The sequence below is a fragment of the Ensifer sp. LBL genome (assembly GCF_050435225.1).
Lineage (GTDB): Bacteria > Pseudomonadota > Alphaproteobacteria > Rhizobiales > Rhizobiaceae > Ensifer.
In genome coordinates this window covers 23,610-49,583 of the sequence record NZ_JBNDJY010000010.1, presented here as the reverse complement: position 1 = coordinate 49,583, position 25,974 = coordinate 23,610, and the positions used below count along the sequence as shown (strand labels likewise).

Below are 25,974 nucleotides of genomic sequence, written 5' to 3'. Positions count from 1 at the left end.
GCTAGATGCTTCTTTCGGTTCGGGTAAAACATATAGCATATTAATTTACTAGATTTAATTGATTATGCCGGCCGCGGTCGTACCATAGCCTCCAGATTTCTGAAGGAAGGCTCTCATGACGACGAAACTGAAACGCCTGGCGCTGACGCTCGCCACACTTGCGACCTCTGGCCTGGCTCTGAGCGGCGCCCAGGCGCAAACGACAGATCCGGTCAAGGGCGGCACGTTGATCTATCTGGAGCAGCAGGCCCATACGAACCTCTACCCGCCGGCCGGCGGCTTCTATCCGAACGGTGGCATCCTCAACCAGATCACCGACAAGCTGACCTATCAGAACCCAATGACGCTGGAGATCGAGCCCTGGATCGCCGAGTCCTGGACGGTCAACGCCGATGCGACGGAATACACGTTCAAGATTCGTCCGGGCGTGACGTTCTCCGATGGCTCGCCGCTCGACGCGGCTGCCGTTGCCAAGAACTACGACGTCTTCGGCCTCGGCAACAAGGCGTTGAAGCAGCCGGTTTCAGAGGTGATCAACAACTACGAGCGTAGCGAAGTCGTCGACCCGCTGACAGTCAAGTTCTACTTCAAGAAGCCGTCGCCGGGGTTCCTTCAGGGAACGTCCGTGATCGGTTCGGGCCTGGTGGCCGCAAGCACGCTGGCGTTGCCTTTCGAAGAACTTGGTGACGCGACGAAAATCATCGGCTCCGGTCCGTTCGTCGTCGAGAGCGAGACGATTGGCAAGGAACTGAACCTGAAGGCGCGCGAGGAATACAACTGGGGCCCGGCCAAGCTCGAACACCAGGGCCGCGCCTATCTCGACGGCATCAAGTACATCATCACCGGCGAAGACAGCGTGCGCATCGGTGCACTGCTCGCAGGGCAGGCGGATTTCATCCGCCAGGTCCAGGCCTATGACGAGGGTCAAGTCGAGGCGCAGGACTATCAGATCTACGCGCCTTCCACCCGCGGGGTGAACAACAGTGTCGTCTTCCGCCCGGACAACCCGTTGGTGGCCGACATCCGGGTACGCCAGGCGCTGCTGTACGCGACCGACACCAAGGAAATCGTCACCACGCTGTTCTCGGCCAATTATCCGCAAGCCACTTCGATCATCGCGTCGTCGGCGCTCGGCTACAAGGACATCTCGGCCAAGCTCGCTTTTGATCCCGTAAAGGCCAAGGCCCTGCTCGATGAGGCCGGCTGGTCTGTCGGCGCCAACGGCCTACGCCAGAAGGACGGTAAGGAACTGGTGCTGACAGCCTACGAGTCCTTGCCGCAGCCGCAGAACAAGGAAACGCTGCAGCTGGTCGCGCAGCAGTGGGGCAAGGTGGGCGTGAAGCTGAGCGTTCTTGCCGGCGACAGCGGCAGCAAGACGGTGGATGATCTCGATCCGCTGAAGACGCCGGTGTCGCCTGCCATGGTCGGCCGTGCCGATCCCGATGTGATCAAGAGCCAGTACTATCCGAAGAACCGCGACGTGCTGCGCCAGAAGGGCGGGCTCAGCGACAAGGTCCAGAGCTTCGTCGATCCCAAACTGAACGGTCTGCTCGATGCGCTCGCCTCCGAGCCGGATCGCCAGAAGCGCCTCGCGATCGCCGGCGAAGTCCAGGACTACGTCGTCGACCAGGCCTATGCGATCCCGATCTTCGAGGAACCGCAGGCCTATGCCGGTGCGCCCTACGTCCAGGGCGTGGCCTTCGAGGCCGTCGGGCGTCCAAGCTTCTACAGCACCTGGCTTGCCGAACACTGATTGGTTCGGCGGCCACTGCAAGGCCGGTGGCCGCCGTCTCTGAAATCCGCCTGCGAGGATGGGATCATGTCCGCCTATTTGTTCAACCGTGTCGCTCAGGCCCTGTTTGTGCTTTGGGCCGCATTCACGATCTCGTTCGTGCTGCTGCAGGCCATGCCCGGCGACGCGATCCTCATCAAGTTCCAGAACCCCGAGCTCGGCCTGACCGCCGAACAGGTCGCCGAAATCCGCGCTTCCTATGCCGCCGACAGCTCCGTGCCGGTGCAGTACGTGCGGACCCTCGGCAACTTCCTGGCCGGCAACTTCGGCTACTCTGTTCAGGCCGGCGTTCCGGTTTCAAGCTTGCTCGCCGCGCATCTGCCGGCAACGCTGAAGCTCGCGGGGCTCGGCTTCCTGCTAGCTGCGGTCCTGGCGACCGTCATCGCTTTCCTCTCCAGTCTCGCGCCGTTTGCGTGGCTGCGTGGCGCGCTGCAGTCGGTTCCCTCGCTTTTCATTTCGGTCCCGACCTTCTGGCTCGGCATTATGCTCATCCAGATCTTCTCCTTCCGCCTGAAGCTCGTGCCCGTCATCAATCCTGGTCCCTGGCAGGAACTGATCCTGCCGGTCGCGACACTTGCCGTGCCGATTTCCGCGCCGCTGGCGCAGGTGCTCGTGCGCAACATCGATGAGGTGATAACGCGCCCCTTCGTCGCCGTGGCGCGGGCAAAGGGTGCCACCCACCTTTGGGTTCTCTGGCGGCACGTTGCAAAGAATGCGCTGCTGCCGACGCTAACGATAGCCGGTGTCCTCTTCGGCGAACTGATCGCCGGGGCCGTGGTGACGGAGACCGTCTTCGGGCTGAACGGCATCGGCGGACTGACTGAACGCGCGGTCGGCAGCCAGGACGCCGCCGTGCTTCAGGCGATCGTAGTGCTGTCGGCGTTCGCCTTCGTGATCATCAATCTCGCTGTGGACCTGCTCTATCCGGTGTTCGACCCACGGCTCAGGACCAAAACGGGAGCCGTTGCATGACGACCTTCGATACGCTTCACGATGACGCCGTTGCGGCGCCAAGGGCAAAGAGCGAACGGCGCAATGGCGCGGCATCGCGGCTGCGTCGCGTACCCCTAGGGTTGGCTTTTTCTTGGCTTATCCTTGGCACCGTGTTCCTCTGGGCGGTCGCCCCTTCGCTCTTCACAGGTTACAACCCAGTTGAAGGCGTCGGTGGCGCGCAGTTGCAGCGACCGAGCGCTGACCATCTGCTCGGAACCGATGCGCTCGGGCGCGATCTCTATGCGCGCATCGTCTACGGGGCCGTTCATTCGCTGACCGGTGCTTTTGTCGCCGTCGGGCTGGGCCTTGCCGTTGGCACCGGTCTCGGCGTCGTCGCCGGCTCGGTGCGGCGTCGCTTCGACGATGCGATCATGCGCGTCGTCGACGTGCTGTTGTCGATCCCTCCGCTGCTGCTTTCGCTCAGCATCATCATCCTGCTCGGCTTTGGAACCGTGAACGCGGCAATCGCGGTCGGCGTTACCTCGGTCGCAGGCTTTGCCCGGTTGGCGCGGGCGGAAGTCGTGCGCGTGCGTCGCAGCGATTATGTCGAGGCGGCCTTCGGCAGTGGCGGAACCTTCGCCTCGGTTCTGTGGCGCCATATTCTGCCGAATTCCCTGACCTCGGTCGTCGCCTTTGCCGCGCTGCAATTCGGATCGGCCGTTCTGCAGATTTCGACGCTCGGATTTCTCGGCTACGGCGCGCCTCCGCCGACCCCGGAATGGGGACTGCTGATCGCCGAGGGACGCAACTACATCTCGACTGCCTGGTGGCTGACCACCGCGCCCGGCGTCGTGGTCGTCCTCGTCGTGCTGGCTGCCAATCGCGTCAGCCAATCTTTCGGAAGGGCCGCAGCATGACCGTCATACCTGGACCGTTTCCGCCCGTTCTCGAGGTCGAGGGCCTCTGCATCGCCTATGCTGACGGTAGCGGCGAGCGCCGCGCCGTTCACGACGTTTCGTTTCGCATCAATCCAGGCGAGGTTGTGGCGCTTGTCGGTGAATCCGGTTCCGGCAAGACGACGACGGCCCAGGCGATCATCGGTCTGCTCGCTGCGAATGGCCGGGTGGAGCAAGGCAGCATCAAGCTGAATGGAACCGATATCGCCCGCTGGACGGATCGACAACTGGACACGGTGCGCGGCGCGAAGATCAGTCTCGTGCCGCAGGATCCGGGAAGTTCGCTCAACCCGGTCAAGACGATCGGCTCCCAACTCGGCGAGATCTTTCGCATCCACAGGGCACTGCGTTCCGACGAGATCGAGGCCCGCGTCATCTCTCTTCTTGCCCGCGTCGGGTTAAGCGAGCCAGCACTTCGAGCACGGCAATATCCGCATGAACTGTCGGGCGGCATGCGCCAAAGGGTGCTGATCGCGATTGCGATTGCGCTGAAGCCGCAGTTGATCATCGCCGACGAGCCGACGAGCGCGCTCGACGTCACGGTCCAGAAGCGCATTCTCGATCTCATCGACGAGCTGCGAACGGAATATGGTACGGCCGTGCTTTTGGTGACCCACGATCTCGGTGTTGCCGCCGACCGGGCCGATCGGATCGTCGTCCTACAGGGCGGCCGGATCCAGGAGCAGGGCGCGACGGGCGCTATTCTGGCCGCACCGCGCAGTCCCTACACAAAACAACTGCTTTCGGACGCGCCGTCCTTTACCGCCCCCGCGAGGCTGGCAACGGTTCGATCACCCGTTGCTGAGGCCCCGGACGATATCGTCGTCGTCGAGGGCCTTGTCCGCGAATTCGTTCGTAAGGACGGCGGGTCCCCGCAACGTGCCGTCGACGACCTAAGCTTCCGCGTCCGCCGGGGAACGACCCATGCGATCGTCGGGGAATCCGGGTCTGGGAAGACGACGACGATACGCAGCATCGTCGGCTTTGACAGGCCGACGGCCGGGCGGATCGAGATCGACGGCACCAATGTCTCGGGCCTGACGGGAGAAGGGCTTAGGCAGTTCCGCCGCAAGGTCCAGCTCGTTTACCAGAACCCCTACGGCTCGCTGGACCCGCGTCAAAGCGTGCTGCAGATCGTGACCGAGCCGCTGACGAATTACTCGGGTTTCCCACGTTCTGATCGCGAGGAGAAGGCAAGGGCGATCCTTGGTCGCGTTGGTTTGCCTGAGGAGGCATTTGCACGGCGGCCCCATGCGCTTTCCGGCGGCCAGCGCCAGCGCGTTGCCATTGCTCGGGCGCTTGTGCTCGATCCGCAACTGGTTGTGCTCGACGAAGCGGTTTCCGCACTCGACGTCAGCGTGCAGGCCCGTATTCTCGATCTCTTGGACGAACTGCAGAGCGACCTCGGACTCACCTATCTCTTCGTTTCCCACGACCTCGCCGTGGTGCGCCAGATCTCGGACGCCGTTTCGGTTCTGAAGGATGGGCGGTTGGTCGATGGCGGAACGGTGTCCGAGGTCTTCGAAAACCCTCGCAGCGATTACACCCGTGAGCTGATCAATGCCATTCCCGGGCGCAACCGCCGGGCTGCGGCCTGAAGCAACGGACTACAGACAGGACCAATCATGATTGAGACGACGCCACGCAAACGCCTTGGCTTTTTTACCCGGCTGCTCGACGACGTTCCGGCGGGCACCCGTTATTACTACGCAAAGGAGCAGATCGTCACCGCCGAGCGTTTCGGCTTCGACACGGCCTGGGTGGCGCAGCACCATTTCCACGCGGACGAAGGCGGCCTTCCGGCACCTCTGGTTTTCCTTGCCCATGTCGCGGCGGAGACGACGCGCATCCGTCTCGGCACCGGTGTCATTACGCTGCCGCTCGAAAATCCGATCCGGGTGGCCGAGGACGCCGCCGTTTTCGATCTGCTCTCCGGCGGGCGACTGGAGGTCGGGTTCGGGACCGGCGGCACGCCGTCCTCCTTCACGGCCTTTGGGTTGGAAAGCGCCGATCGCGGCGCGATCTTCGGCAGGCATCTCCAAACGGTTCTCGACGCTTGGGCAGGCCGTGGGCTTCCAGGCGGAGATCGCCTCTACCCGGCAGCGCCGCAACTGCTCGGCCGTATCTGGCAGGCAACCTTTTCGGTGGCGGGCGGCGAGCGGGCAGGGCGCGCCGGCGACGGCCTGATGTTGTCACGCACCCAACCGCGGCCAGAAGACAATCCGCACGCTTCGCTGGCGGAGTTGCAAAACCCGATCATCGACGCCTATCTGCATACGCTCCCTTCCGGCCGCGCGCCGCGTATCCTCGGTTCTCGCAGCCTGTTCGTTGCCGACAGCCGCGCCGAAGCGTTGCGACTTGCCGAGGTTGGTTTGAGACGGGGTGCGGAACGACTGATCGCTAGCGGTCATACGGTTCCCGGCAATTCACTTGCCGATCTGATTGCGGCCTTCGACGTGCATGTCGGCTCCGTTGACGACGTCATCGCCAGTCTCAGCGCAGACGAGACGCTGGAGCGTGTCACCGATCTGGTGTTCCAGGTTCATTCCGTTGATCCGCCGCACCCATTGATTCTGCGATCCATCGAGCTCATCGCCACCAAGGTCGCGCCAGCGCTCGGCTGGTCGCCACAGGAGAAATTCCATGCCCGGCGCTTCGGCGCTGTCGGTTGAAACGGATTGCTTTCCCATCTTGCAAAGGAGACGACGTCATGACCACTACGTCACCGGATATCATCGATCTGCTGGCCGGCATTACTGCCGGATCGGCGCTCGACCGCATTCGCGCCCAAAGGCCGGAAACCCGCGAACAGGCACAGAAGAGCTATCTCGCACTCTTTCAGTCGGCGGATTTCGGCGACGTGTCGGCGGCGGAGCGTCATGCGATCGCGAGCTTCGTTGCCGGCCTGCACCGTCAGCCCGACATTTTCGAGTTTTATAGCAGCCCGTTCGAGGAAAGTGGCGATGATCGCTGGCTGGTCGAGGTCATCAAGGCCGAGATCGGGGCAGGGCGGGCGACGGGCCCCTACGGCAACTATCCCGACGGTCCGCTCAAGGACGAGAACGAAACCGGCCCGCTCTACCGAGTATCGCAGCCAAGCCGCGAGGCGCTTGGCCCCAAGCTGTCCACCGCGCTGGAACACGCCCACCTGCTCGTGTTCCACTTGCGTGATGCCAGCCCGCAGGCATTGCAGGCCTTGCTCGACGCGGGCTGGACGACAAATGCTGTCGTGACCCTCTCACAGCTGGTTTCCTTCGTCGCGTTTCAGATCCGTGTGATCGCCGGCCTTGCATTGCTGTCGACCGCCACGAAGCGCGCTGCGGCTTAAGAACTCGAGAGGACGTGTGAATGACCGAACATGCCATCATCCCGATCGTCGAAAACCCGCCTGTTACGTTCACGCAGGCCGAGATCGGCTGGACACCGTGGCTGCAGCCATTGCCGGAGGAAGAGTTGACAGAGCGTCACTTCAAAGGTCTGGTTGAGGCTGGACGCGCAAAGTCGCCCTACTTCCGTCTGCTCGTGCGCGATCCGGAAGTGCTTGAAGCGCGCACGAAAACCGACAAGGACATCTTCTACAACACGCGCTCGGGCCTGCCGCGCGCCGAACGCGAACTGGCTGCGACCGCGGCGTCGCGATCCAACGGCTGCATCTTCTGCGCTTCGGTCCATTCGCGCTTCGCTTCGCATCACTCCAAGCGTAGCGAGGATGTGCAGAAGCTCCTCGACGAGGGCGTCGAAACCGATCTCGGCGAACGCTGGAATGCAATCGTCGCCGCTTCGGTGGCGTTGACAGCGACCCCGCCAGTCTTCGGGGAGGAGCACATCTCCCGACTTTCGGCAGTGGGCCTCGACGAACTGGAGATCGCCGACGTCATCCATGGTGCCGCATTCTTCAACTGGGCGAACCGGCTGATGCTCTCGCTTGGAGAGCCGACACCGGCAAGCTGAGCCGCCCACCCGATCTGCTGCAACCGGTACCAGACACAACCAAGCCCGCAAGGTCGAGAGATTTTGCGGGCTTTCGCATGTGCGTCACCCCACGTGTCTCCCGGCTGTGCGCGGGCGCAACAGATTCCGCGTTGGAGGTGAACCCTTGGGGCAGCATGCGGGAGGCAATGCAAAAGGACTGCAATCACGCAAAGCGCTCATGCTGGCTCTGGGCGAAGTAATCCGGCCTATCCTAAGTCTGGAACAAGAAACGGGGGCCGACTTTACTTTCGCCATAGAAAAAGCCCGCAACCTCTTGCGAAGTTGCGGGCTTCTTTCATCCGAGTTTAATCGGATTAGAAGTTACGCTGCAGACGGACGAAGCCCGAGACGTAGTCGCGGTCGGTCGTAGCCGTCAGGTCTTCCTTGTTGTACTGAACCGACACGCGGGTCGCCAGACCTTCGGTGATCGCGTAGTCGAGGGTCACGCCAGCGCGCCAACGGTCGAGGTCGCTGTTGAACTTGTAGTCGCCCCAGTACTGAGCGCCAGGGGTGATCTTCAGCTTGTCGGTTGCCTTGAAGGCGTACGAAGCTGCAACGGTCCACTCCGAAGCCTTCCAGTAGGCGTTCGGGTCCGAGGCCCAGATACCAGCGAGCTGGAACGTGCCTGGGCCGAGGTCAGCCGAAAGCAGGGCGCGGATCGCACCTTCTTCGAATTCGGTGTCATAACCGCCGAGCAGGTCGATGGAAACGCCGCCGACCGTAGCCGAAACGATGGCTTCAACGCCAACGCCGTTCTTCTTGGTGGTTTCGGTGCCTTCGAGTTCGTCGATGGCGATACCGGCCTGGAACGAACCGCCGTCATAGAGGTAGGCGATCGAGTTGAACTCGGTGTTGTTGCCGAGCGAGTCGGATTCGCCGTTCAGGCCCTTATCCCACCAGCTGTAGAAGAAGCCGGCCTTGAGGCCGCCGAGCTGGATGTAGGCTTCGTCAACGTCGATACGGCTGTCGCCTTCGTCGGAGTCGTTATCGGCGTTGAATTCACCAGCGAAGAAGCCGGTGAGCGTGCCGAACTCGGTGTCGCTCTTGGCGTCGAACGAAATGTAAGCGCGCGAGAACGAATCCCAGTCAGACGTGCCGCGGTTGCCCCAGCCCTGACGGCCGTTCACTTCGTCCGGACCAAACGAGGTCTGGAAGCGGATGAAGCCGCCGATCTTGAGGCAGGTTTCGGTGCCCGGGATGTAGAAGTAGCCAGTGCCGAAAGCGTCGCAAACGCGAACGTATTCCATGGGCTCCGGCTCGGCTGCGACGATGGCGTCGGCTGCCTGGGCGCCGGAAACTGCTGCGAGAGCAGCAGCGGAGCCGAGAAGAAGGCTTTTGATAGTCATTCGATCGATCTCTCTAATGGTTATCAAGGTCAACAAGGCCCGGCCCTGGTGTCCCCCAGAGATTTATCGGTTACCTCGCTCGCGCTGCTACGAAATGAACCACTGCGATGACTCGCAGCGGGCAGCGGCGTCACCGCTATCACAAAAAACAAGACAGTTATGCTACAAACGCGTTTTGGACGTTTGTTAATAGCTATTACTATAAACTGTTGCATATGGGCAACTATCATATATTTCTAAAATAAGATTATCTTACAAATGATAGTAATGAATCCGAATTATATTAAAGACGAAGTCTTCATATGACAAAATGCTCTCATAAAAACTTCACAGTTTGCAGATTGACGTCTTAAATTTGTTATTTTACGTAGAGCCGGCCTTTGAGAAGAGAGGCTTCCGGTGAAAGCGCCGTCAACTATCAACAGTTGGCGGCGCAATTATTTTCTAGGGGTGTGTTCGGAGGTTTTTGGGCTTCTCGGGCGCCCGGGAGTGGCCTTCGAAGATCTACTGCGTCGTCGCCGCAGCAGACGGCTCGGTGTTTCGCCTTACGACCTTGCCTTCCTCGGCCTTGTAGAAAAACTGACTTGAGACGAGCCAGCCCTTGAGGGGGCGAAGCGGCGGAATGCAGGTCAGCAGCATGAAGGGGCCGGTCACCAGCAGGTGTATCCAGAGCGGCGCGCTATATTGAACTTCCAGCCAGACGCCAAGAAAGACGCTCGGCACGCAGGCAAAGCAGATGACGAAGAAAGCAGGGCCATCGGCCGGATCGGCGAAGGAGTAATCCAGGCCGCAGACTTCGCATTCCTTGCGCATCTTCAGGAAGCCGTTGAAGAGGTGCCCTTGCCCACAGCGGGGGCAGCGACCGCGCAAGCCGGTCTGCATGGGTGGGATTGACGGCCAGTCACTATCGGAAGACATCTATGTTCCTTTCAGGCGTCCTTGTTGGCGCTTGGGGTTTTGCGCCGAAATTGCCTGGATAGGCGGCCAGCCTTTTCTCGGGGCCGTCTCAGGCTTGCCAAGATTAGGCGCCGAAAAACATACATTGTCAATTTATTGTATGCATACATATGTGCGACAATTTCGCCGCTGGCGTTTACACCACGAAGCTGGAAGCGGCCGGGGGATGGCCGATAAGGTCAGTGATGATGAGAAGGCTGCGGCGCAGCTCCGCGTGGCTGGCAGCAGCGCCGAGGCCGAGGCGGACGGCTTCCGGTGGCGAGCCGAGCGCAAAGGCGTCGCTCGCAACGATGCTGATCCCGGCCGCCTGCAATCGCGCGCTCAGTTCGCCGCGTGTCCAGGGGGATGGCAAGTGCAGCCAGGCGTGGAAGGCGTCCGGGTTCGTTTGAGCGACGTTGGCGGGAAGAAGCGCAGAGACGATGCGCTGTCGCGCCGCGGTCTCGCTGCGAATGGCTGCGAGCACGGCGTCAGCCGTCCCGTCCTCGATCCAGCGCGTGGCGATTGCGGCCGCAAGAGGGGACGCCATGCCGACCGTGGCGCGGATCGCGCCCTCGACGCGGACAGAGCTTCGGCTGTCCGGAACGACGAGATAGGCGATGCGCAAGGCGGGCGACAGGCATTTTGCAAGACCGCCGACATAGTAGACGAGGTCCGGCGCCAGCGCTGCCAGCGGGCGCGGTGCGGAAGCGGGAAGAGCGCCATAGGCATCGTCTTCGATGATCGCTACGTCGTGCCGCCTCGCGATAGTGACGATCGCCTGGCGCCGCTCAAGCGAAAGCGTCGTCGTCGTGGGATTGTGAAGCGTCGGATTGCAATAGAGCGCTTTCGGCGTCTCCGTTGCGCAGAGGTCCTCGAATGCTTCGGGCAAGAGGCCTTCGCGGTCCATTGCGAGGCCGTGCAGCCTGATGCCGAGGTGTGCTGCCAGCGCGCGGAAGCCGGGATAGGTAATAGCCTCGGCGCAAATCATGTCACCGGCTTTGGTGAGACTGCCAAGCGTCGCAAGAAGAGCCCCTTGCGCGCCGGCGGAAATCAGCACGCGCTCCGCCGGAACCTCGCCCAGCCTGGATTTCAGCCACGCGGCCCCTGCCGCGCGATTGTGCAGGGCGCCGCCCGGCGGCTGGTATCGCATCAGCAGTTCAAGGCCGTGTCCGGCCTGCAGCGCCGCCATGTCGTCCCAGAGACGAGTGGCGAGAATTGGGTCGTCGAACAACGGCGGCAGGTTCATGCTCATGTCGACGGGGCCGCCGGTCGGCGTGCCGCTGGCTCTTACACGTCGCGTTTTCACGTAGGTGCCCTGGCCGACCCGGCCTTCGACGAGGCCGCGATGTCGGGCCTCGTTATAGGCGCGACTGACTGTGGTGAAGTCGATCCCGAGCGCCTCGGCCAGCGTGCGCTGCGGCGGCAGGCGCATCCCTTCGGACAAGCGCCCTTCGCCGATATCCGCCGCGATGGCATCGGCGATGGCGAGATAGAGCGGCCCATCCGATTTGCGGATTGCCGGTTGCCACGAAATTCCCAAGCGCTCGTCCGCCATCGCGAATACCTCATGCTGAATTGTATGGATATTGCATGTGTTCTGCGGCTGAGGCAAGTGCTCGCAGCGGAGAAGGCAGGCGGCACGCCGCGACCAAGCGTCACCTAGCGTGACACGCTCGCCGTTGCCAGCAATACGCCGAAGCCGACGAGCAGGGCACCGAAGGCGCGATCGATCCAATGGCGAAGCGCAATCAGGCGAAGTCGTACTTTGCCCGACGAAAAGAACAAGGCGACGATCGTAAACCAGATTAGATGTGCGGCAGAGATGAACGCTCCGTAAGTCATTTGGACGGGCAGCGCCGTGGTCGGCTCGATGACCTGCATGAAAAGGCTGACGACAAAGATCGTCGTTTTCGGATTGAGCGCATTGGTCAGAAACCCCATACGCAGCGCGCCGAGATCGGAGAGCGCAGGAGGTGCGGCCATGGCGGCCTCTTCGGCCGGTTTCGCGCGCAGCATCTGGATGCCGAGCCAGATCAGGTAGGCGGCGCCGACGAGTTTCAGCAGGGTGAAGAGAAGCAGAGACTGGCGGATCAGAAGGCCGACGCCGAGCAGAGTATAGGCGATATGGACCCAGACGCCTGCGGCGATACCGAGCGCCGTCAGGACGCCGGCCCGTCGCGACAAGAGCAGGCTGTTGCGCGTCACCATCGCGAAATCCGGCCCCGGACTGATGACGGCGAAGATTGTAATGGTCACTACAGCTAACAGTTCGGTCATTGTCTTTCCCGTTCGTCTCTTTCATTACTGCTTCAATAGTTTGATCGATGAGAAACGACTAACGATGAGTTCTGACGATTTCGGTGAAATCTACTCACAGATAAAAGCGCCGCGGCTTCCGCCGCTTGCGGCGCTGCGGTGTTTCGAGGCGGCGGCCAGACTCGAGAGCTTCAGTCGCGCTGCAGACGCGCTGCATCTGACGCATGGCGCGATCAGCCGCGCAGTTCGCCTTATCGAAGACGATCTCGGCGTGGCGCTGTTCGAGCGCCGCAGCCGGCGTGTTTTCCTGACGGAAGCCGGGCGGAAGCTGGCGGCGGCCGTGCGCCAAGGCTTCGGTCTGGTGGAGAATGCTGTCAGGGAGATCAGGGACGTGGCGCGAACGCCGGCGCTGGTGGTCTCCTGCGAGCCGACACTTCTGATGCGCTGGCTGATACCGCGCCTTCCGGACTTCCAGGTGCTGCACCCGGATGTGTCCGTCCATCTCGTTGCGGGTGGCGGGCCGGTACCCTTGGGGCGGGGTATCGATCTGGCGATCCGTCGCGACGATTTCCCTTGGCCGGAGGGCACACATGTGGTGCGGCTTTTCCCGGAGCGAATAGGTCCGGTTTGCCGCGCAGACAAAGTCGCCGCGTTTTTCGAGGCAACCGAGGTCGGCTCCTCGCCCAAATTGCGGAAGGATGCGATCCCCTTGCATACGCGAACGCGACCAAAAGCGTGGGAGACCTGGGCGAAAATGGTCGGCTGTGCCGCCCCGGAGCAGCGCGGCCATGTCTTCGAGCATTTCTACATCAGCCTTCAGGCGGCGATCGCCGGGATTGGCGTCGCGATTGGGCCCTGGCAGCTTGTCCGCAACGATATCGACAATGGCATCCTGGCCGCGCCGTGCGGCTTTTTCGAAGACGGTTCGGCCTATCATCTGCTGTCGTCGGCACCGATCGGCGAGCGCGGACCGAGCGCGGCGTTGCGCGACTGGCTGCTGGACGTCTCGATCTGAAACGGACCGTTTTCATTTCTGTCATTTGCATAAAGGCGAGCAACGCCATACGTTTAACGAAGACGTGCGCATGACCGGCGATGCCAGTCGGCGGAAAGGCGCGCGAAACACCTGATATGCAATCGATTCGACCTTCGGGTCCTGGAGTGGCGCCATGAACATCCTCAAAATCAATCCCGGCCAGGAACGCGGTACACTGCGCCCGGTCCGCGCAACGGCATCGAGGATCTTGGCCGACGTCATGAAAGGACTAGTCGTTCCGGCGGCTGCCTTGGGCCTTGTCGCGTTCGCGGCGCCGTCGATGGCGCAAGCGGCCAGTTGCAAGGATTCGGCATCGCCCGGAGCCGATTGGACCGACTGCAACAAGAAAGCGCTTATGCTCGGCGGCAGCGACCTTCAGGGTGCCAATCTCGTCAACACCGACTTCACCTTGACGGATCTGCGCGGCGCGAACCTGACGGAAGCCAATCTGGAAAAGGCAACTCTGGTTCGATCCTCGATTGCCGGAGCGACGGCGAATGGCGCGAACTTCTCCAAGATCGAAGCCTATCGCTGCAACTTTGCCGGCGTGTCCGCCGAGAAGGCATCGTTCGTGAACTCCGAGCTGCAGCGGGCCAATTTCAGCGGCGCCCGCTTGACGGGCGCAAGCTTTGAGAAAGCCGAACTGGGCCGAGCCAATTTCGACAAGGCGGAGCTCACCGGAACCCGATTTACGCACGCCAACCTTTCGCGCGCGGACCTGACCAGCACGAGTTTTTCCGGCCCGATCGATTTCCAAGGCGCGTTCATGTTCCTGACGCGTATCGAGGGCGTCGACCTGTCGGAGGCAACCGGACTTGAGCAGGAGCAGGTCGACATGACCTGCGGCGACAGCTCGACCAAGCTTCCCGCCGGCATGAATACCCCGGCGGGCTGGCCCTGCGCCAGCGACTAATTCCTGTCACAAAGCCCCGGCTTCCGGCCGGCCGTTATGCCAGGTGCTGCTTGGCGGCAATCGCAAGACATTCCTTGAAGGCTTGCAAGTCGGTCAGGCGATCAGCCTCGGGTACTTCGCGCTGCACGAGCCTGCCTTCCCGTCGCAGAACGCCGCCGTCGAGCATCAGGTTGTCGGCCATATCGAAGTCTTCGATGCTGATCCCGTCCGGACCGGCCATGCGGCCGTCGGGGCGCAAGGCGGCCTTTCCGCCGTAGTGGTCACGCAGGATGCGCTCGTAGTAGCTGCGGGCGGTGTTCGTATAGGCATAGACGTTCTTGCCATGGCCGCACATGAAGCCGAGTTCGAACACTGTGCCGACGTCGGCGCTGATGCCGCGAAACGGTGTCAGGTTGGCGATGATCATGTCGGCGGCAAGCATCATGCCTTCGTCGACGGCGTAGATTGCAAGGCCGCGCTGATGCTTGGTCGGAGCCGGCGGGATCTCGAGATCGCCCGGCACCAGCGGCGTAAACCCGGCAGCGCGCGCCAGTTCCGCCTTCAGTTTCTGGATCTCAGCCGCATTGGGCAGAAACACTTCCGGGCCAGCGAGATAGACTTTCACGCGCATTCCTCCTCATATCGTCGAGCGGTCAATCTAGGAGAGCTTCAGCCAAGAACCTAGCCATGGACGTCAGCTTGCCCACGGATTTTTGGAGCGCGGGACGCCGGTGGCCCAGATCGCCTTCGTCCAATCCCGGGACGTGGAGAATGCCACACGGGCGAACTTGAGATCCAGGCGTCTCGAAATCTGCAGCCGGTATCAGCGCCGGCGGTGATCGCGACCCCTGCCACCAGTGCGCGCGCCTCCGTTTGAGAAGGTCACCCGCCGTTGCCGGCTCGGTATGCCCCGCCCTTCCGTGCAGAAACACACATAAACGCCAGTGTTGCCATGCGAATCCGGTTTTTGCGCCGATTTTGCACCGTGTCCGTGCGTGGCTTGCCTGCCGAGTCTTACCGGTTTCGATTCGCCCGACAGTTGCTGCGTTCCCTGAAATGTCCCCATGCCTTTGTTCGTCGACGAGCGGGTGTTTTCGCCGTCGTATGCGACTTTAAACAATCATGCATACAAAATTGTCGACAAAATAGTTGACATTGTCGCCGACAGCTTCAAATCTAGGGCAACTTGCTCACGAGTGGGTGAGGGCGCCTGCATATGGCGACTGATGAGAAAACAGAGGGAACGACATGAAACTGAGAAAGCATCTCCTCGCGGGGTTGGCATTTGCCTTTCTCGCATCCTCGGCCTCCGCCGAAACGCTGCGTTGGGGTAGCCCGCGGGATATCTTCTCGCTCGACCCGTATTCCTATGGCAGCACCTCGAACCTGGCCTTCCTCAACCACGTGTATGAGGGCCTGACCCGCTATACGCCGGAGTTCAAGGTCGAGCCGGCGCTTGCCACCAGCTGGGAGATGGTCAAGGACAAGGTCTGGCGCTTCCACCTGCGCAAGGGCGTGAAGTTCCATAACGGCGCCGAGTTCAACGCCGATGACGTCGTCGCCTCCATGGCCCGCGTCAGCCATCCGACCTCGCCGCTGCGCGGCAACATTCCGGCCTATGTCTCGACGACGAAGGTCGACGACTACACGGTCGACATCGAAGTCAATTCGCCGAACCCGCTGTTCCTCAACGACATGACCAACATCTTCATGTTCGACAAGGACTGGCTGGTCGACAATAAGTCCGAACTGCCGACCGATGTCGGCTCCAAGGTTGAAGGCTACGCCACCTACAACACCAACGGCACCGGCCCGTTCAAGGTCGAGTCGCGCGTGCCGGACAGCAAGACCGTTCTCATCAAGAACGACGGCTGGTGGGATACGCCGAAGCACAATCTCGACCGCATCGAATTCATGCCGATCACCTCGGCCGCAACCCGCGTTGCGGCGCTGCTTTCGGGCGAAATCGATCTGACCGACGGCGCGCCGGTGCAGGATCTCGAGCGCCTGAAGAGTTCGCCGGAGATCAAGGTCATCGAGCGTACGGACCTGCGCACTGTGCACATGGTCTTCAACCGCCACGAGACCTTTGCCGACGGTCGTGAGAACTTCTTCAACAACATCAAGGTGCGCCAGGCGATCGACCATGCCATCGACCGCCAGCTGATCTTCAAGCGGGTGATGCGTGGCAAGTCGCATGTCGCCGGCACCATGGTTGCTCCGGAAATCCCGGGCTACAGCGCCGAACTCGACGTGCCGACCGCCTATGATCCGGAACTCTCCAAGAAACTGCTCGAAGAGGCCGGCGCTGTCGGCAAGGAGTTCACGCTCGTCTGCATGAACGACGAAAGCGTCAACGAGGAAGACGTCTGCAGCGCGCTCGTCTCGATGCTGTCGCGCGTCGGCCTGAAGCCGACCCTCGACATCGGTCCGCGCGCCGTGCAGGCGCCGAAGCGCGCCGGCGGCAAGTCCGATGCCTACATGATCGGCTGGGCCAACGAGCCGACGCTCGATGCCTATTCGATCCTGGTTCAGGTTCTCTCGACCCGCGAAGGTGCGGCCGGCGTTGCCAACTATGGCGGCTGGTCCTATCCGGAACTCGACGCGATGGTGAAGAAGGCCGCGCTCGAAATGGATCACGACAAGCGTCTGGCGATCGAAACCGAGGCGCTGAAGTTCGCCAAGGATGAGGTCATCATGATCCCGTTGCATCAGCAGCCGATGGCCTGGGCAATGTCGAAGAACGTCACGGACGTGACCATTCGGGCCGACAACAAGCCGCGTCACTGGCTGACCCGTATCGGCGATTGAGTTTTCTTGCCCCGGCGGAGATTGCTCTGCCGGGGCTCCTCATTCAGCGAGAAACCCAATGATTGTCTTTCTCATCAAGCGGCTGGCCAATGCCGTGCTGGTCATGCTCGCCGTTGCGCTGCTCGCCTTCCTGATCTTCCGCTTCGCCGGTGATCCGGTCGAGCTGATGGCCAACGAGCAGATGTCGCAGGCCGACCGTATCGAGCTGCGCGAAAAGCTCGGGCTCAACGATTCCTTCCTCACCCAGTTCGGCCGCTTCGTCGGCAATGCCGCACAGGGCGATTTCGGCATCAGCTACCGCAACGGCCAGGACGTGATGAAGCTTATTGCCGAGCGCTTCCCGGCAACGATGGAACTGGCGCTGGTCGCGACCGTCCTGTCGCTTCTGATTGGTCTTCCACTCGGCGTCCTGACCGCAATCCACCGAGGGCGATGGTATTCCGAGGGGTTGCAATTCGTCAGTATCATCGGCGTCTCCTTGCCGAGCTTCGTCGTCGGCATTCTTTTGATCCTCGTCTTTGCCGTGACGTTCGGCCTCGTTCCCGCCTTCGGGCGCGGCGACGTAGTGCAGCTCGGTTGGTGGAGCACGGGCCTGCTGACGCCGTCTGGCCGGGCATCGCTGCTCCTGCCGTCTCTCGCGCTTGCGCTCTACCAGATCACCCTGGTCATGCGCCTGGTGCGCGCAGAAATGATGGAAGTGCTGCGCTCGGACTTCATCAAGTTCGCTCGCGCTCGCGGTGTGCCGCGGTGGCGGATCTACTTCCGGCATGCGCTCCGGAACTGTCTGATGCCTGTTGTCACCATGACGGCGATGAACTTCGGCTCGCTGATCGCCTTCGCGCTGATCACCGAAACCGTGTTCCAGTGGCCGGGCATGGGCATGCTCTTCATCCAGGCGGTGACCTTCCTCGATATGCCGGTCATGGCGGGCTATCTCTGCATCGTCTCCTTCATCTTCGTCACGCTCAATACGCTCGTCGATATCGCCTATGCGGTCATCGATCCGCGGTTGCGCGATGCAACCCGCTGAGGTCGTTGCCATGACAGATCACGTCCAGCAAACCACACCGGCACGCAAGCCTTCGCGGCTTGCCCGCTGGCGCCAGAGCGATCTCTGGTGGTCCTTCACCCACAAGCCTTCGGCAATCATCGGCGCGATCATCCTTACGTTCCTGATCGTGACCGCCTTTGCAGCACCTTTGATTGCGCCGCAGAACCCCTTCGATCCGGCCCAGCTCGAGCTCTGGAACTCCGAGCTGCCGCCGATCTGGGAAGCCGATGGCCAGTGGCCCTATGTGCTCGGCACGGACACGCAAGGGCGCGACATGCTCTCGGCCATTCTCTATGGCTCGCGCATCTCGATCCTGATCGGCGTCGCCTCGGTCGTGCTTTCGCTCGCCGTCGGGCTTAGCCTCGGCCTCGTTGCCGGCTATTTCGGCCGCTTCATCGACAACTTCCTGATGCGCATCGGCGACGTGCTTCTGTCGATCCCGACCATCCTGATCGCGATCCTCGTCAGCGCCGTCGCGCGCCAGATGCTGCCGCCGGAACTCAGGGATGTCGGCTCTGCCGCCGTTCTGGTGCTGGCGATCACGCTCAGCGCCTGGGTGCAATATGCCCGCACCGTGCGCGCCCAGACGATCGTCGAGCGCGGCAAGGAGTATGTGCAGGCCGCGCGTCTGTTGAAGACGCCGGCGCGGCGCATCATGCTGAAGCACATCCTGCCGAATACCCTGACGCCGATCATGGTCGCTGCGACGCTGAACTTCGGCATGGCGATCCTGACGGAAGCGACGCTTTCGTTCCTCGGCATCGGTATGCCGCCGAGCCAGCCGAGCCTCGGAACGCTGATCCGTCTCGGCAACCAGTTCCTGTTTTCGGGCGTATGGTGGGTGGTACTCTTCCCCGTCGTCCAGCTCTGCCTTCTCGTCGTCTCGGTCAACCTTCTCGGTGACTGGCTGCGCGATGCGCTCAATCCGAAATTGAGGTGAATGATGTCCAATCTCCTGATCCGTAACGTCAGGCCCAACGCCGGCGAAGCGACCGACATCCTGGTGCGCGACGGCAAGATCGCCGCCTTCGGCAAGGGGCTTGCCGCCGATGGCGTGGCCGTGGAAGACGGCAGCGGCCATATCGCAATCTCCGGTCTGATCGAGGCGCATACCCATCTCGACAAGTCGGTCTGGGGCATGCCCTGGCACGTCAACGCCAAGACCGCGACGCTGCGCGAACGCATCGATTTCGAACGCGAGAAGCGGCTTGAAATCGGCATCGAACCACACCGCCAGTCCATGCGCCAGGCGATCATGCTGGCCGCCAATGGTGCAAGCCACATCCGCAGCCATGTCGACATCGACACAACCCATGGCCTCCGGCTGATGGAAGGCATCATCGAAACCCGCCAGGCACTGAAGGATGTCATCGATATCGAGATCGTCGCCTTCCCGCAGTCGGGCCTCGTCACGCGGCCCGGTACTGTGGAACTGCTCGACCAGGCTCTGAGCAATGGCGCTGAAGTCCTTGGCGGCATCGACCCCTGCGGCATCGACCGCGACCCGAAGGGCCATCTCGACGCGATCTTCGGTCTTGCCGAGAAACATGGAAAGCCGATCGACATTCACCTGCACGAGCAGGGCGAGCTCGGCGCCTTCAGCATGGAAATGATGTTCGAACGCATTCGCGCGCTCGGGATGCAGGGCAAGGTGGCGATCAGCCATGCGTTTGCGCTCGGCGCGCCGGATTATCTGCGCGTCGGCGGCCTGATCGAACAGATCGCCGAACTCGACATTCGTATTGTCACGACCGGCTCGCCGTCCTCGACCGTGCCGTCGATCCTGCGTCTGAAGGATGCCGGCGTGAAGGTTGCTGCCGGTTGCGACGGTATCCGCGACACCTGGGGCCCGTGGGGCCAGCCCGACATGATGGATCGTGCCCGCATCCTTGGCATGAAGAACGGCCTTCGCCGCGACGTCGATCTTGAACACGCGCTTTACGTCTGCTCCAAGGGCGGCGCCGACGTCATGGATATCGAGGGTTATGGCCTCGAGGTCGGCTGTGACGCCGATTTCACCCTGCTTACTGGCGAGACGCTGGCGCATGCCGTTGTCGACGTCGCGCCGCGGCCTCTGGTCGTTAAGCGTGGCCGTGTCGTCGCGCGCAACGGCGTTGCGGAGGTTGCGATCCCATGACCAGCATCAAAGATCTGACGCTCGGAGAGCGCGCTGAAGGACGCACGCTTCTGACCGCGCAATGGGTGCTCGGGCACCGCGATGGTTCGCACCGGCTGATCCCGAACGGCGAAGTCGTCATCGAAGGCGGGACGCTGCTCTATGTCGGCCCCCGCTTCGAGGGAGAGGTGGCACGCCGCATCGATCTCGGCGCTGCCATGATCAGCCCCGGGCTGATCGACCTCGACGCGCTCTCCGATCTCGACACGACGATCCTTGCGATCGACCATCAGCCTGGCTGGGCCAAGGGTCGCGTCTGGCCGCTGAGCTACATCGAGCGCGGCCCCTACGAGATGTATACGCTGGACGAACTGGCGTTCCAGAAGCGTTTCGCCTTCGCGCAGCTTCTCCTGAACGGCATCACCACCGCGGCGCCGATCGCCTCGCTCTTCTATCGCGAATGGGGCGAGACCGTTGCTGAATTCGCGGCTGCATCCGACGCGGCAGGTGACCTCGGTCTTCGCGTCTATCTGAGCCCGGCCTATCGCGCCGGCGGCATGATGGTCACGGCGCCGGGCCAACTCGAAGCGATCTTCGACGAGGCAAGGGGCCTGAAGGGCCTCGACGACGCGATCGGCTTCATCCGCGAGCATGAAGGTCGCCATGGTGGTCTGGTGAAGGGCCTTTTGGCTCCCGACCGGGTGGAAACCTGCACCGAGAAACTGCTGGTGCGCACGGCCGACGCGGCGCGCGACCTCAAATGCCCGATCCGGCTTCACGCCGCACAGGGCACGATGGAAGTCGAAACCGTCCGCCGTCTGCATGGCAAGACGGCGCCGGAATGGCTGGCGAGCTTCGGTTTCTTGAGCGACCGTCTGATTGCGCCGCACGCAACGCAGGCGACCGACAACGATCTGCGTCTCTATGCCGAAAATGGCGTGAGCATCGTGCACTGCCCGCTGGTTTCGGCCCGCGGCGGCAGCACGCTGAACTCGTTCTGCTCGGTGAAGGCCCGCGGCGTGAACATTGCCATGGGCACAGACACCACGCCGCCGGACATGCTGATGAACCTGCTGGTCGGCCTGATCGCTGCCCGCGTCGTCGAAGGCGACCCGTCAGCGGTCAGCTGCGCCGATCTCTTCGATGCCGCGACACTTGGTGGCGCCAAGGCGCTCGGCCGCTCGGATCTCGGTCGCCTGGAAGCGGGCGCCCGTGCCGATATCGCCGTCTTCGATCTCATGGACCATCATATGGCGCCGGCGATCGATCCGATCACGACGCTCGTCGTCGGTGGTTCCGGACGTGTCACCAAGGCGGTCTTCGTCGATGGCCGTCTGTCGATGCGCGATGGCGAGGTGGCAGGTTTCGACATGAACGCGGCCCGCGCGCAGGCGCAGGTCCAGTTCGATGGCCTGATCGCCAAGTATCCGGAGCGGAGCTTCGGCCATCCGCCGGTCAGCGAGATCTTCCCGCCGAGCTACCCATTGGAGGTACAGCGATGACTGAACATGCCTCATCGGCCGTGCTCGACGTGCGCGGTCTCTGCGTCGAATTCCCTGGCCGCCATGGAACGGTGCAGGCGCTGTCCGACGTTTCGCTCAGCATTCGCCCCGGCGAAATCCTCGGCGTCGTCGGTGAATCCGGCGCCGGAAAGTCGATGACCGGTCTTGCCGTCCAGGGTCTGCTGGAGCCGCCTGGCCGCATTTCCGGCGGCGAAGTCTGGGTCGGCGGCCGCCGCATCGACCAGCTCGACGACAAGCAGATGCAGCAGGTGCGCGGCCGGCAGATCGGCGCGATCTTCCAGGATCCGCTGACGTCGCTGAACCCGCTCTTCACCGTCGGGGCGCAGCTAGTTGAAACCATCCGCCTTCACCTGAAGCTTTCCAAGGCCGATGCCAAGGCGCGGGCGATCCAGCTCCTGAAGGAAGTCGGCATTCCGGCGCCCGAGGCACGCTACGATCACTACCCGCATCAGTTCTCAGGCGGCATGCGCCAGCGCGTCGTCATCGCTCTGGCACTTGCCGCGGAACCGAAGCTGATCATTGCCGACGAGCCGACGACGGCGCTCGACGTCTCGATCCAGGCGCAGATCACCTCGCTGCTTCGCCGTCTTTGCGACGATCACGGAACGGCGGTCATGCTCGTCACCCACGACATGGGCGTGATTGCCGAGACGGCCGATCGCGTGGCGGTCATGTATGCCGGGCGTCTCGTCGAAATCGGCCCTGTGGCAGACGTGCTGAAAAACGCCCGCCATCCCTATACGCGCGGCCTGATGGGCTCGATCCCGGCGCTCGGCCGCCGCGTCGAGCGGCTGAACCAGATCGACGGTTCCATGCCGCGGCTGAACGCGATCCCCGCCGGCTGCGCCTTCAATCCGCGCTGCCCGGATGCCGGACCGCGCTGCCGCAAGGATCGGCCCGAACCGGCACCGGTCGGGACCGGCGTCGCCGCATGCTGGCTCAATGCAGGAGGAGTGCTATGAATGATGCCCTGACGGTCAACGACCTGACCTGCAATTTCGACGTTTCGGCACCCTGGCTGAACCGGGTTATCGAGCGCAAACCGCGCCAGTTCGTGCGCGCCGTGGATGACATCAGCTTTACCGTACCCATGGGCGGCTGTCTGAGCCTCGTCGGCGAATCCGGCTGCGGCAAGTCGACGGTGGCGCGGCTGGTCACCGGTCTTTATCGCGCCAGCGAAGGCGAGGTGCGGTTTGCACCGAGCAAGAACGGCGAGCCGCTCTCGGCTCAAATGATCTTCCAGGATCCCTATGCCAGCCTCAATCCGCGCTGGCGGGTGCGCAACATCATCGCCGAACCGCTGCGCGAGTTGAAGCTGCGCAACTCCGAAGCCGAGATCATGGAGCGGGTCGGCGAATTGCTGACCATCGTCGGCCTTGCGCCCTCGGATGGCGCCAAGTTCCCGCACGAGTTTTCAGGCGGCCAGCGCCAGCGCATCTCGATTGCCCGCGCGCTTGCCGGCGAGCCGGAGTTCCTCGTCTGCGACGAGCCGACCTCTGCGCTCGACGTTTCGGTCCAGGCGCAGATCCTCAACCTCATGCGCAAGCTGCAGGACGAGATGGGGCTGACCTATCTCTTCATCAGTCACGATATGAGCGTGGTGCGCCACATGTCGGATCGGATCGCGGTCATGTATCTCGGACGGATCGTCGAGGAGGCCGACACCGAGACGCTCTTTGCCAATCCGCGGCATCCCTATACCCAGCTGCTGCTGGAGACGATCCCGGACATCACCCATCCGAAGCGCGGGCGCAGCATTGCGGCAAGCGAAGTGCCGAGCCCGCTGAACCCGCCGTCCGGCTGCACCTTCCATCCGCGTTGTCCGTTTGCAGACGATCGCTGCAAGAGCGAGCGGCCCGAGATGCGCAGTTTCGCTGACGGCTCGCGTGCCGCCTGCCACCGCATCGAAGAAACGGTGAAGGCGATCAACGCAGCGTAACGCCGACCTCTTTCCCTGAAGCCTTGGGCTCCGTGTCGTGCCAGTCGCGGAGCCTCTTTTTTTGCCGCCGGCAAGTTTCAGTCTTTGCTCCGGGCAAATCGCACGCCCCTTTCGCACCGCTGTCGTGCGGCAAATGCTAGGCTGCTAACCGGAATTCAACGAAATAGACCGATGACCATTCCCGGGCTCCAACACTCACGTTAGGGTAGGGGCCGATGGCCGGACCGCATCCCGTTTGGGACATCTGGCCGGGATCGAAATGCGTTGATTTGAAGAGTTGGCCTATGAACACGACCTCCGACACCGATTTCCCCATCCTCAATGCCGTTGAAGCCCGCGTTCTCGGATGCCTGATCGAGAAGAAGGAAACGACGCCCGACGTCTATCCGCTGACGCTCAATTCGGCGCATTCGGCTGCCAACCAGAAAACGGCGCGCGATCCCGTCATGGCGCTCGAACAGGTCGAGATCCACCGCGCGCTCTCGTCCCTGGCGCAGAAGGGATTGGTCCGGCAGGCGTTTGCCTCGCGGGTCGAGCGCTACGAGCACCTCGCAGCCAACCGCTTTTCGCTCACGTCGCCGCAGATCGTCGTGCTCGGCCTGCTTCTTCTTCGCGGACCCCAGACGGCCTACGAGCTTTGGGCGCGTAGCGAGCGCATGGCGCGGTTCTCGTCGGTCGAGGAGCTGAAGGACAATCTGGATCTGATGATGGGCCGCCGGCCGCCGCTCATCGTGCAACTGAACCGGGGGGCCGGCCAGCGCGAGGACCGCTTCGCGCATCTGTTGTGCGGTGAAGTCGAGCAGCCTGCCGAAAGGGCCGTCGTGTCTTCGGCGCCGAGCGGCTCGGCTTTATCGGTCCTCGAAGAACGACTGGAAGCGCTTGAGCGGAAGGTGGCGACGCTCGAAGAGCAACTCGACGTCCTGACGCGCTGAAAGCGTCAAGCTTCGGAATATAATGTCACCGGCGCGCCATGTGCGCCCGGTGACATATTGGGATTCGCTCAGCCGGCGTCGACCAACCGGCAGGCCGGTGCTTCCTTGGCACGCGGATAGTCGTAGGCGCCCACCTTAGAGGTGGCATAGCCGCCGCCGACCAGCGCTTCGGCAAGCTTCACGGCCGCCGTTACGCCGTCGATCACGGGCATGCCGGTCCGCGCTTTCAGCCGGTCGCAGAGCTCGGACATGCCGGCGCAGCCGAGGATGATCGCTTCCGCGCCATCCTCCTGACGTGCTTTCAGGATTTCCTGAACCAGCATCTCCTCGGTGTGGGCAAGATCTTCCTCCAGCGCCAGCACGGGCATGTCGACCGAGCGCACCTTGCGGCAGCGATGGCCGGCACCATAGGCCTCGGCCAGATCCTCGATGATCGGCACGGAGCGGGGCAGGGTGGTGATGATCGTGAAACGGGTCGCGATGTTCATCGCTACCTGCACGGCCGCCTGACAGATGCCGATGACCGGACCGCGGGCAATCTCGCGTGCAGCGCCGAGGCCGGGATCGTCGAAGCAGGCAATCACATAGGCATCGACGCCGCGCGCTTCGCCCTTGCGGATCTCCCCAAGCATGGCCGGCACCGCCATCGCTTCGTCCGCATGGCCTTCGATGCTGGCCGGGCTCGATGTCGGGTTGATCGATTCGAGCTGGGTGTCGGATGCGGCGACGCGCTCGGCGCTGCGGTGCGCCTGTTCGGTCATCGAGCGGGTGGAGTTCGGATTGATCAGCAGGATGCGCATGGATCAGCTCGTCTTCCGCATGGCGTTTGCAAGGGGGGCGTAGGCGGTAATGTCGGGCGTCGGCATGACGAATTGACGATCCGATGTGATGTAGTTGTTGGCGTGCAGCCGTGCGATCGGCTGGTATTGGGACGGGTCGACGTAGCGGCCCTCCTCGTCGAGGCAATCCTTACGCACGTGCATATGCACGACCTCGCCGAGAACGATGACGCGGCGGTCGTATTCAATGAGCCGCTCGACCCGGCATTCCATCGAGCAGGGCGACTCGACGATACGGCGGGCCCCGACCTTGAGGCCGTCAGCCGCTGTCAGCCCGGCGATTGCCACTTCGTCGACATCCGGCTCGAAGGACAGGCCGCAGACCAGCATCTGGTCGGCGATTGCCATGTCCACCATGTTGACGACGAATTCGTTGGTGCGCCGGATATTGGCGACCGTGTCCTTCTCTTCCCCGTTCGGGCGGGTCTGGATACCGAGAATGACGATCGGCGGGTCGTGCGAGAAGACGTTGAAGAAGCTCATCGGCGCGGCATTGTCCTGTCCGCTCGGCGAGAGCGTCGAGACCAGCGCGATCGGTCGCGGGCCGATGAAGTTCGTCAGCAGGCGATAACGGTCCTGGGCCGGCAGTTCTGTGAAATCGAAGTCCATCGGAGCTCTCAATTGGCGCCGCGGGCCGGGTTTTC

24 protein-coding genes are annotated in these 25,974 nt (G+C 62.5%); 17 read left to right on the top strand and 7 right to left on the bottom strand.

Annotation, left to right across the window (positions count from 1 at the left end; translation table 11 throughout):
* Positions 1-115 precede the first annotated feature (115 nt).
* The 7 genes from OKW20_RS29770 to OKW20_RS29740 all read left to right on the top strand — a co-directional run bounded on the left by OKW20_RS29770 (position 116) and on the right by OKW20_RS29740 (position 7,632).
* Positions 116-1,753, top strand: coding sequence for a TIGR04028 family ABC transporter substrate-binding protein (locus tag OKW20_RS29770; protein WP_429178064.1), 1,638 nt, complete (start codon positions 116-118; stop codon positions 1,751-1,753).
* 66 nt (positions 1,754-1,819) lie between these two features.
* Positions 1,820-2,764, top strand: a complete 945-nt coding sequence (locus tag OKW20_RS29765; RefSeq protein WP_429178062.1) for an ABC transporter permease — start codon at positions 1,820-1,822, stop codon at positions 2,762-2,764.
* Complete coding sequence (locus tag OKW20_RS29760) at positions 2,761-3,642, top strand: ABC transporter permease (RefSeq protein ID WP_429178060.1); 882 nt, start codon at positions 2,761-2,763, stop codon at positions 3,640-3,642. Before OKW20_RS29765 ends, OKW20_RS29760 begins: the two co-directional genes overlap by 4 nt.
* A complete protein-coding gene (locus OKW20_RS29755) occupies positions 3,639-5,279 on the top strand; it encodes a dipeptide ABC transporter ATP-binding protein (protein ID WP_429178058.1) in 1,641 nt (546 codons plus the stop codon). The genes OKW20_RS29760 and OKW20_RS29755 overlap by 4 nt, the downstream gene beginning before the upstream one ends.
* Before the next feature lie 27 nt (positions 5,280-5,306).
* The gene (locus OKW20_RS29750) at positions 5,307-6,353 is read left to right on the top strand and encodes a putative FMN-dependent luciferase-like monooxygenase (RefSeq protein WP_429178056.1); all 1,047 of its coding nucleotides are present in this window, start codon (positions 5,307-5,309) and stop codon (positions 6,351-6,353) included.
* Positions 6,354-6,391: 38 nt separating this feature from the next.
* Entirely contained in the window at positions 6,392-7,009 is a 618-nt protein-coding gene (locus tag OKW20_RS29745; RefSeq protein WP_429178054.1) for a CMD domain protein, read from the top strand.
* Between the two features lie 20 nt (positions 7,010-7,029).
* Positions 7,030-7,632, top strand: coding sequence for an alkylhydroperoxidase domain protein (locus OKW20_RS29740; RefSeq protein ID WP_429178052.1), 603 nt, complete (start codon positions 7,030-7,032; stop codon positions 7,630-7,632).
* A gap of 335 nt (positions 7,633-7,967) precedes the next feature.
* Here the strand turns inward: OKW20_RS29740 and OKW20_RS29735 are convergent, their stop codons facing one another.
* The 4 genes from OKW20_RS29735 to OKW20_RS29720 all read right to left on the bottom strand — a co-directional run bounded on the left by OKW20_RS29735 (position 7,968) and on the right by OKW20_RS29720 (position 12,143).
* Positions 7,968-8,999: a porin gene (locus OKW20_RS29735; protein ID WP_429178050.1), complete on the bottom strand. Its 1,032-nt coding sequence runs from the start codon at positions 8,997-8,999 to the stop codon at positions 7,968-7,970.
* A gap of 504 nt (positions 9,000-9,503) precedes the next feature.
* Positions 9,504-9,917 carry a DUF983 domain-containing protein gene (locus tag OKW20_RS29730; protein WP_429178048.1) on the bottom strand — a complete coding sequence of 138 codons (414 nt, stop codon included), beginning with the start codon at positions 9,915-9,917 and terminating at the stop codon, positions 9,504-9,506.
* Positions 9,918-10,092: 175 nt separating this feature from the next.
* Positions 10,093-11,490 carry a PLP-dependent aminotransferase family protein gene (locus OKW20_RS29725; protein ID WP_429178046.1) on the bottom strand — a complete coding sequence of 466 codons (1,398 nt, stop codon included), beginning with the start codon at positions 11,488-11,490 and terminating at the stop codon, positions 10,093-10,095.
* 104 nt (positions 11,491-11,594) lie between these two features.
* Complete coding sequence (locus OKW20_RS29720) at positions 11,595-12,143, bottom strand: LysE family transporter (protein ID WP_429178044.1); 549 nt, start codon at positions 12,141-12,143, stop codon at positions 11,595-11,597.
* On the opposite strand from OKW20_RS29720, the gene OKW20_RS29715 reads away from it, so the two are divergent.
* Complete coding sequence (locus OKW20_RS29715) at positions 12,130-13,206, top strand: LysR family transcriptional regulator (protein WP_429178042.1); 1,077 nt, start codon at positions 12,130-12,132, stop codon at positions 13,204-13,206. The two genes, OKW20_RS29720 and OKW20_RS29715, sit on opposite strands and share 14 nt — an antisense overlap.
* A 241-nt stretch (positions 13,207-13,447) precedes the next feature.
* The gene (locus OKW20_RS29710; protein ID WP_043621349.1) at positions 13,448-14,140 is read left to right on the top strand and encodes a pentapeptide repeat-containing protein; all 693 of its coding nucleotides are present in this window, start codon (positions 13,448-13,450) and stop codon (positions 14,138-14,140) included.
* A 34-nt stretch (positions 14,141-14,174) separates the two neighbouring features.
* Here the strand turns inward: OKW20_RS29710 and OKW20_RS29705 are convergent, their stop codons facing one another.
* Entirely contained in the window at positions 14,175-14,750 is a 576-nt protein-coding gene (locus OKW20_RS29705; RefSeq protein WP_429178040.1) for a nucleoside 2-deoxyribosyltransferase, read from the bottom strand.
* Between the two features lie 617 nt (positions 14,751-15,367).
* Here OKW20_RS29705 and OKW20_RS29700 point away from each other — a divergent pair.
* The 8 genes from OKW20_RS29700 to OKW20_RS29665 all read left to right on the top strand — a co-directional run bounded on the left by OKW20_RS29700 (position 15,368) and on the right by OKW20_RS29665 (position 24,491).
* The gene (locus OKW20_RS29700; protein ID WP_429178038.1) at positions 15,368-16,930 is read left to right on the top strand and encodes an ABC transporter substrate-binding protein; all 1,563 of its coding nucleotides are present in this window, start codon (positions 15,368-15,370) and stop codon (positions 16,928-16,930) included.
* A gap of 58 nt (positions 16,931-16,988) precedes the next feature.
* Complete coding sequence (locus OKW20_RS29695; RefSeq protein WP_043621316.1) at positions 16,989-17,960, top strand: ABC transporter permease; 972 nt, start codon at positions 16,989-16,991, stop codon at positions 17,958-17,960.
* A 10-nt stretch (positions 17,961-17,970) separates the two neighbouring features.
* Entirely contained in the window at positions 17,971-18,921 is a 951-nt protein-coding gene (locus OKW20_RS29690) for an ABC transporter permease (protein ID WP_043621313.1), read from the top strand.
* 3 nt (positions 18,922-18,924) lie between these two features.
* Positions 18,925-20,118: an amidohydrolase family protein gene (locus OKW20_RS29685; protein WP_429178180.1), complete on the top strand. Its 1,194-nt coding sequence runs from the start codon at positions 18,925-18,927 to the stop codon at positions 20,116-20,118.
* Complete coding sequence (locus OKW20_RS29680; protein WP_429178035.1) at positions 20,115-21,599, top strand: amidohydrolase family protein; 1,485 nt, start codon at positions 20,115-20,117, stop codon at positions 21,597-21,599. The genes OKW20_RS29685 and OKW20_RS29680 overlap by 4 nt, the downstream gene beginning before the upstream one ends.
* On the top strand, positions 21,596-22,582 hold the full coding sequence (locus OKW20_RS29675; RefSeq protein WP_429178033.1) for an ABC transporter ATP-binding protein: 987 nt from the start codon (positions 21,596-21,598) through the stop codon (positions 22,580-22,582). The genes OKW20_RS29680 and OKW20_RS29675 overlap by 4 nt, the downstream gene beginning before the upstream one ends.
* Positions 22,579-23,559 carry an ABC transporter ATP-binding protein gene (locus tag OKW20_RS29670; RefSeq protein WP_429178031.1) on the top strand — a complete coding sequence of 327 codons (981 nt, stop codon included), beginning with the start codon at positions 22,579-22,581 and terminating at the stop codon, positions 23,557-23,559. Before OKW20_RS29675 ends, OKW20_RS29670 begins: the two co-directional genes overlap by 4 nt.
* Before the next feature lie 284 nt (positions 23,560-23,843).
* On the top strand, positions 23,844-24,491 hold the full coding sequence (locus OKW20_RS29665; protein WP_429178029.1) for a YceH family protein: 648 nt from the start codon (positions 23,844-23,846) through the stop codon (positions 24,489-24,491).
* Between the two features lie 68 nt (positions 24,492-24,559).
* On the opposite strand, the gene OKW20_RS29660 is transcribed toward OKW20_RS29665, so the two are convergent.
* Together OKW20_RS29660 and OKW20_RS29655 are read right to left on the bottom strand one after the other, a co-directional pair.
* Positions 24,560-25,291 carry an aspartate/glutamate racemase family protein gene (locus tag OKW20_RS29660; protein ID WP_429178027.1) on the bottom strand — a complete coding sequence of 244 codons (732 nt, stop codon included), beginning with the start codon at positions 25,289-25,291 and terminating at the stop codon, positions 24,560-24,562.
* Between the two features lie 3 nt (positions 25,292-25,294).
* On the bottom strand, positions 25,295-25,939 hold the full coding sequence (locus OKW20_RS29655; protein ID WP_192493642.1) for a flavin reductase family protein: 645 nt from the start codon (positions 25,937-25,939) through the stop codon (positions 25,295-25,297).
* Between the last annotated feature and the right edge of the window lie 35 nt (positions 25,940-25,974).

Bases quoted from the DNA above. Each gene is read 5' to 3' on its own strand.
- OKW20_RS29770 (WP_429178064.1), top strand. From the start codon at position 116: ATGACGACGAAACTGAAACGCCTGGCGCTGACGCTCGCCACACTTGCG.
- OKW20_RS29765 (WP_429178062.1), top strand. From the start codon at position 1,820: ATGTCCGCCTATTTGTTCAACCGTGTCGCTCAGGCCCTGTTTGTGCTT.
- OKW20_RS29760 (WP_429178060.1), top strand. From the start codon at position 2,761: ATGACGACCTTCGATACGCTTCACGATGACGCCGTTGCGGCGCCAAGG.
- OKW20_RS29755 (WP_429178058.1), top strand. From the start codon at position 3,639: ATGACCGTCATACCTGGACCGTTTCCGCCCGTTCTCGAGGTCGAGGGC.
- OKW20_RS29750 (WP_429178056.1), top strand. From the start codon at position 5,307: ATGATTGAGACGACGCCACGCAAACGCCTTGGCTTTTTTACCCGGCTG.
- OKW20_RS29745 (WP_429178054.1), top strand. From the start codon at position 6,392: ATGACCACTACGTCACCGGATATCATCGATCTGCTGGCCGGCATTACT.
- OKW20_RS29740 (WP_429178052.1), top strand. From the start codon at position 7,030: ATGACCGAACATGCCATCATCCCGATCGTCGAAAACCCGCCTGTTACG.
- OKW20_RS29735 (WP_429178050.1), bottom strand. From the start codon at position 8,999: ATGACTATCAAAAGCCTTCTTCTCGGCTCCGCTGCTGCTCTCGCAGCA.
- OKW20_RS29730 (WP_429178048.1), bottom strand. From the start codon at position 9,917: ATGTCTTCCGATAGTGACTGGCCGTCAATCCCACCCATGCAGACCGGC.
- OKW20_RS29725 (WP_429178046.1), bottom strand. From the start codon at position 11,490: ATGGCGGACGAGCGCTTGGGAATTTCGTGGCAACCGGCAATCCGCAAA.
- OKW20_RS29720 (WP_429178044.1), bottom strand. From the start codon at position 12,143: ATGGTGACGCGCAACAGCCTGCTCTTGTCGCGACGGGCCGGCGTCCTG.
- OKW20_RS29710 (WP_043621349.1), top strand. From the start codon at position 13,448: ATGAAAGGACTAGTCGTTCCGGCGGCTGCCTTGGGCCTTGTCGCGTTC.
- OKW20_RS29705 (WP_429178040.1), bottom strand. From the start codon at position 14,750: ATGCGCGTGAAAGTCTATCTCGCTGGCCCGGAAGTGTTTCTGCCCAAT.
- OKW20_RS29700 (WP_429178038.1), top strand. From the start codon at position 15,368: ATGAAACTGAGAAAGCATCTCCTCGCGGGGTTGGCATTTGCCTTTCTC.
- OKW20_RS29695 (WP_043621316.1), top strand. From the start codon at position 16,989: ATGATTGTCTTTCTCATCAAGCGGCTGGCCAATGCCGTGCTGGTCATG.
- OKW20_RS29690 (WP_043621313.1), top strand. From the start codon at position 17,971: ATGACAGATCACGTCCAGCAAACCACACCGGCACGCAAGCCTTCGCGG.
- OKW20_RS29685 (WP_429178180.1), top strand. From the start codon at position 18,925: ATGTCCAATCTCCTGATCCGTAACGTCAGGCCCAACGCCGGCGAAGCG.
- OKW20_RS29680 (WP_429178035.1), top strand. From the start codon at position 20,115: ATGACCAGCATCAAAGATCTGACGCTCGGAGAGCGCGCTGAAGGACGC.
- OKW20_RS29675 (WP_429178033.1), top strand. From the start codon at position 21,596: ATGACTGAACATGCCTCATCGGCCGTGCTCGACGTGCGCGGTCTCTGC.
- OKW20_RS29670 (WP_429178031.1), top strand. From the start codon at position 22,579: ATGAATGATGCCCTGACGGTCAACGACCTGACCTGCAATTTCGACGTT.
- OKW20_RS29665 (WP_429178029.1), top strand. From the start codon at position 23,844: ATGAACACGACCTCCGACACCGATTTCCCCATCCTCAATGCCGTTGAA.
- OKW20_RS29660 (WP_429178027.1), bottom strand. From the start codon at position 25,291: ATGCGCATCCTGCTGATCAATCCGAACTCCACCCGCTCGATGACCGAA.
- OKW20_RS29655 (WP_192493642.1), bottom strand. From the start codon at position 25,939: ATGGACTTCGATTTCACAGAACTGCCGGCCCAGGACCGTTATCGCCTG.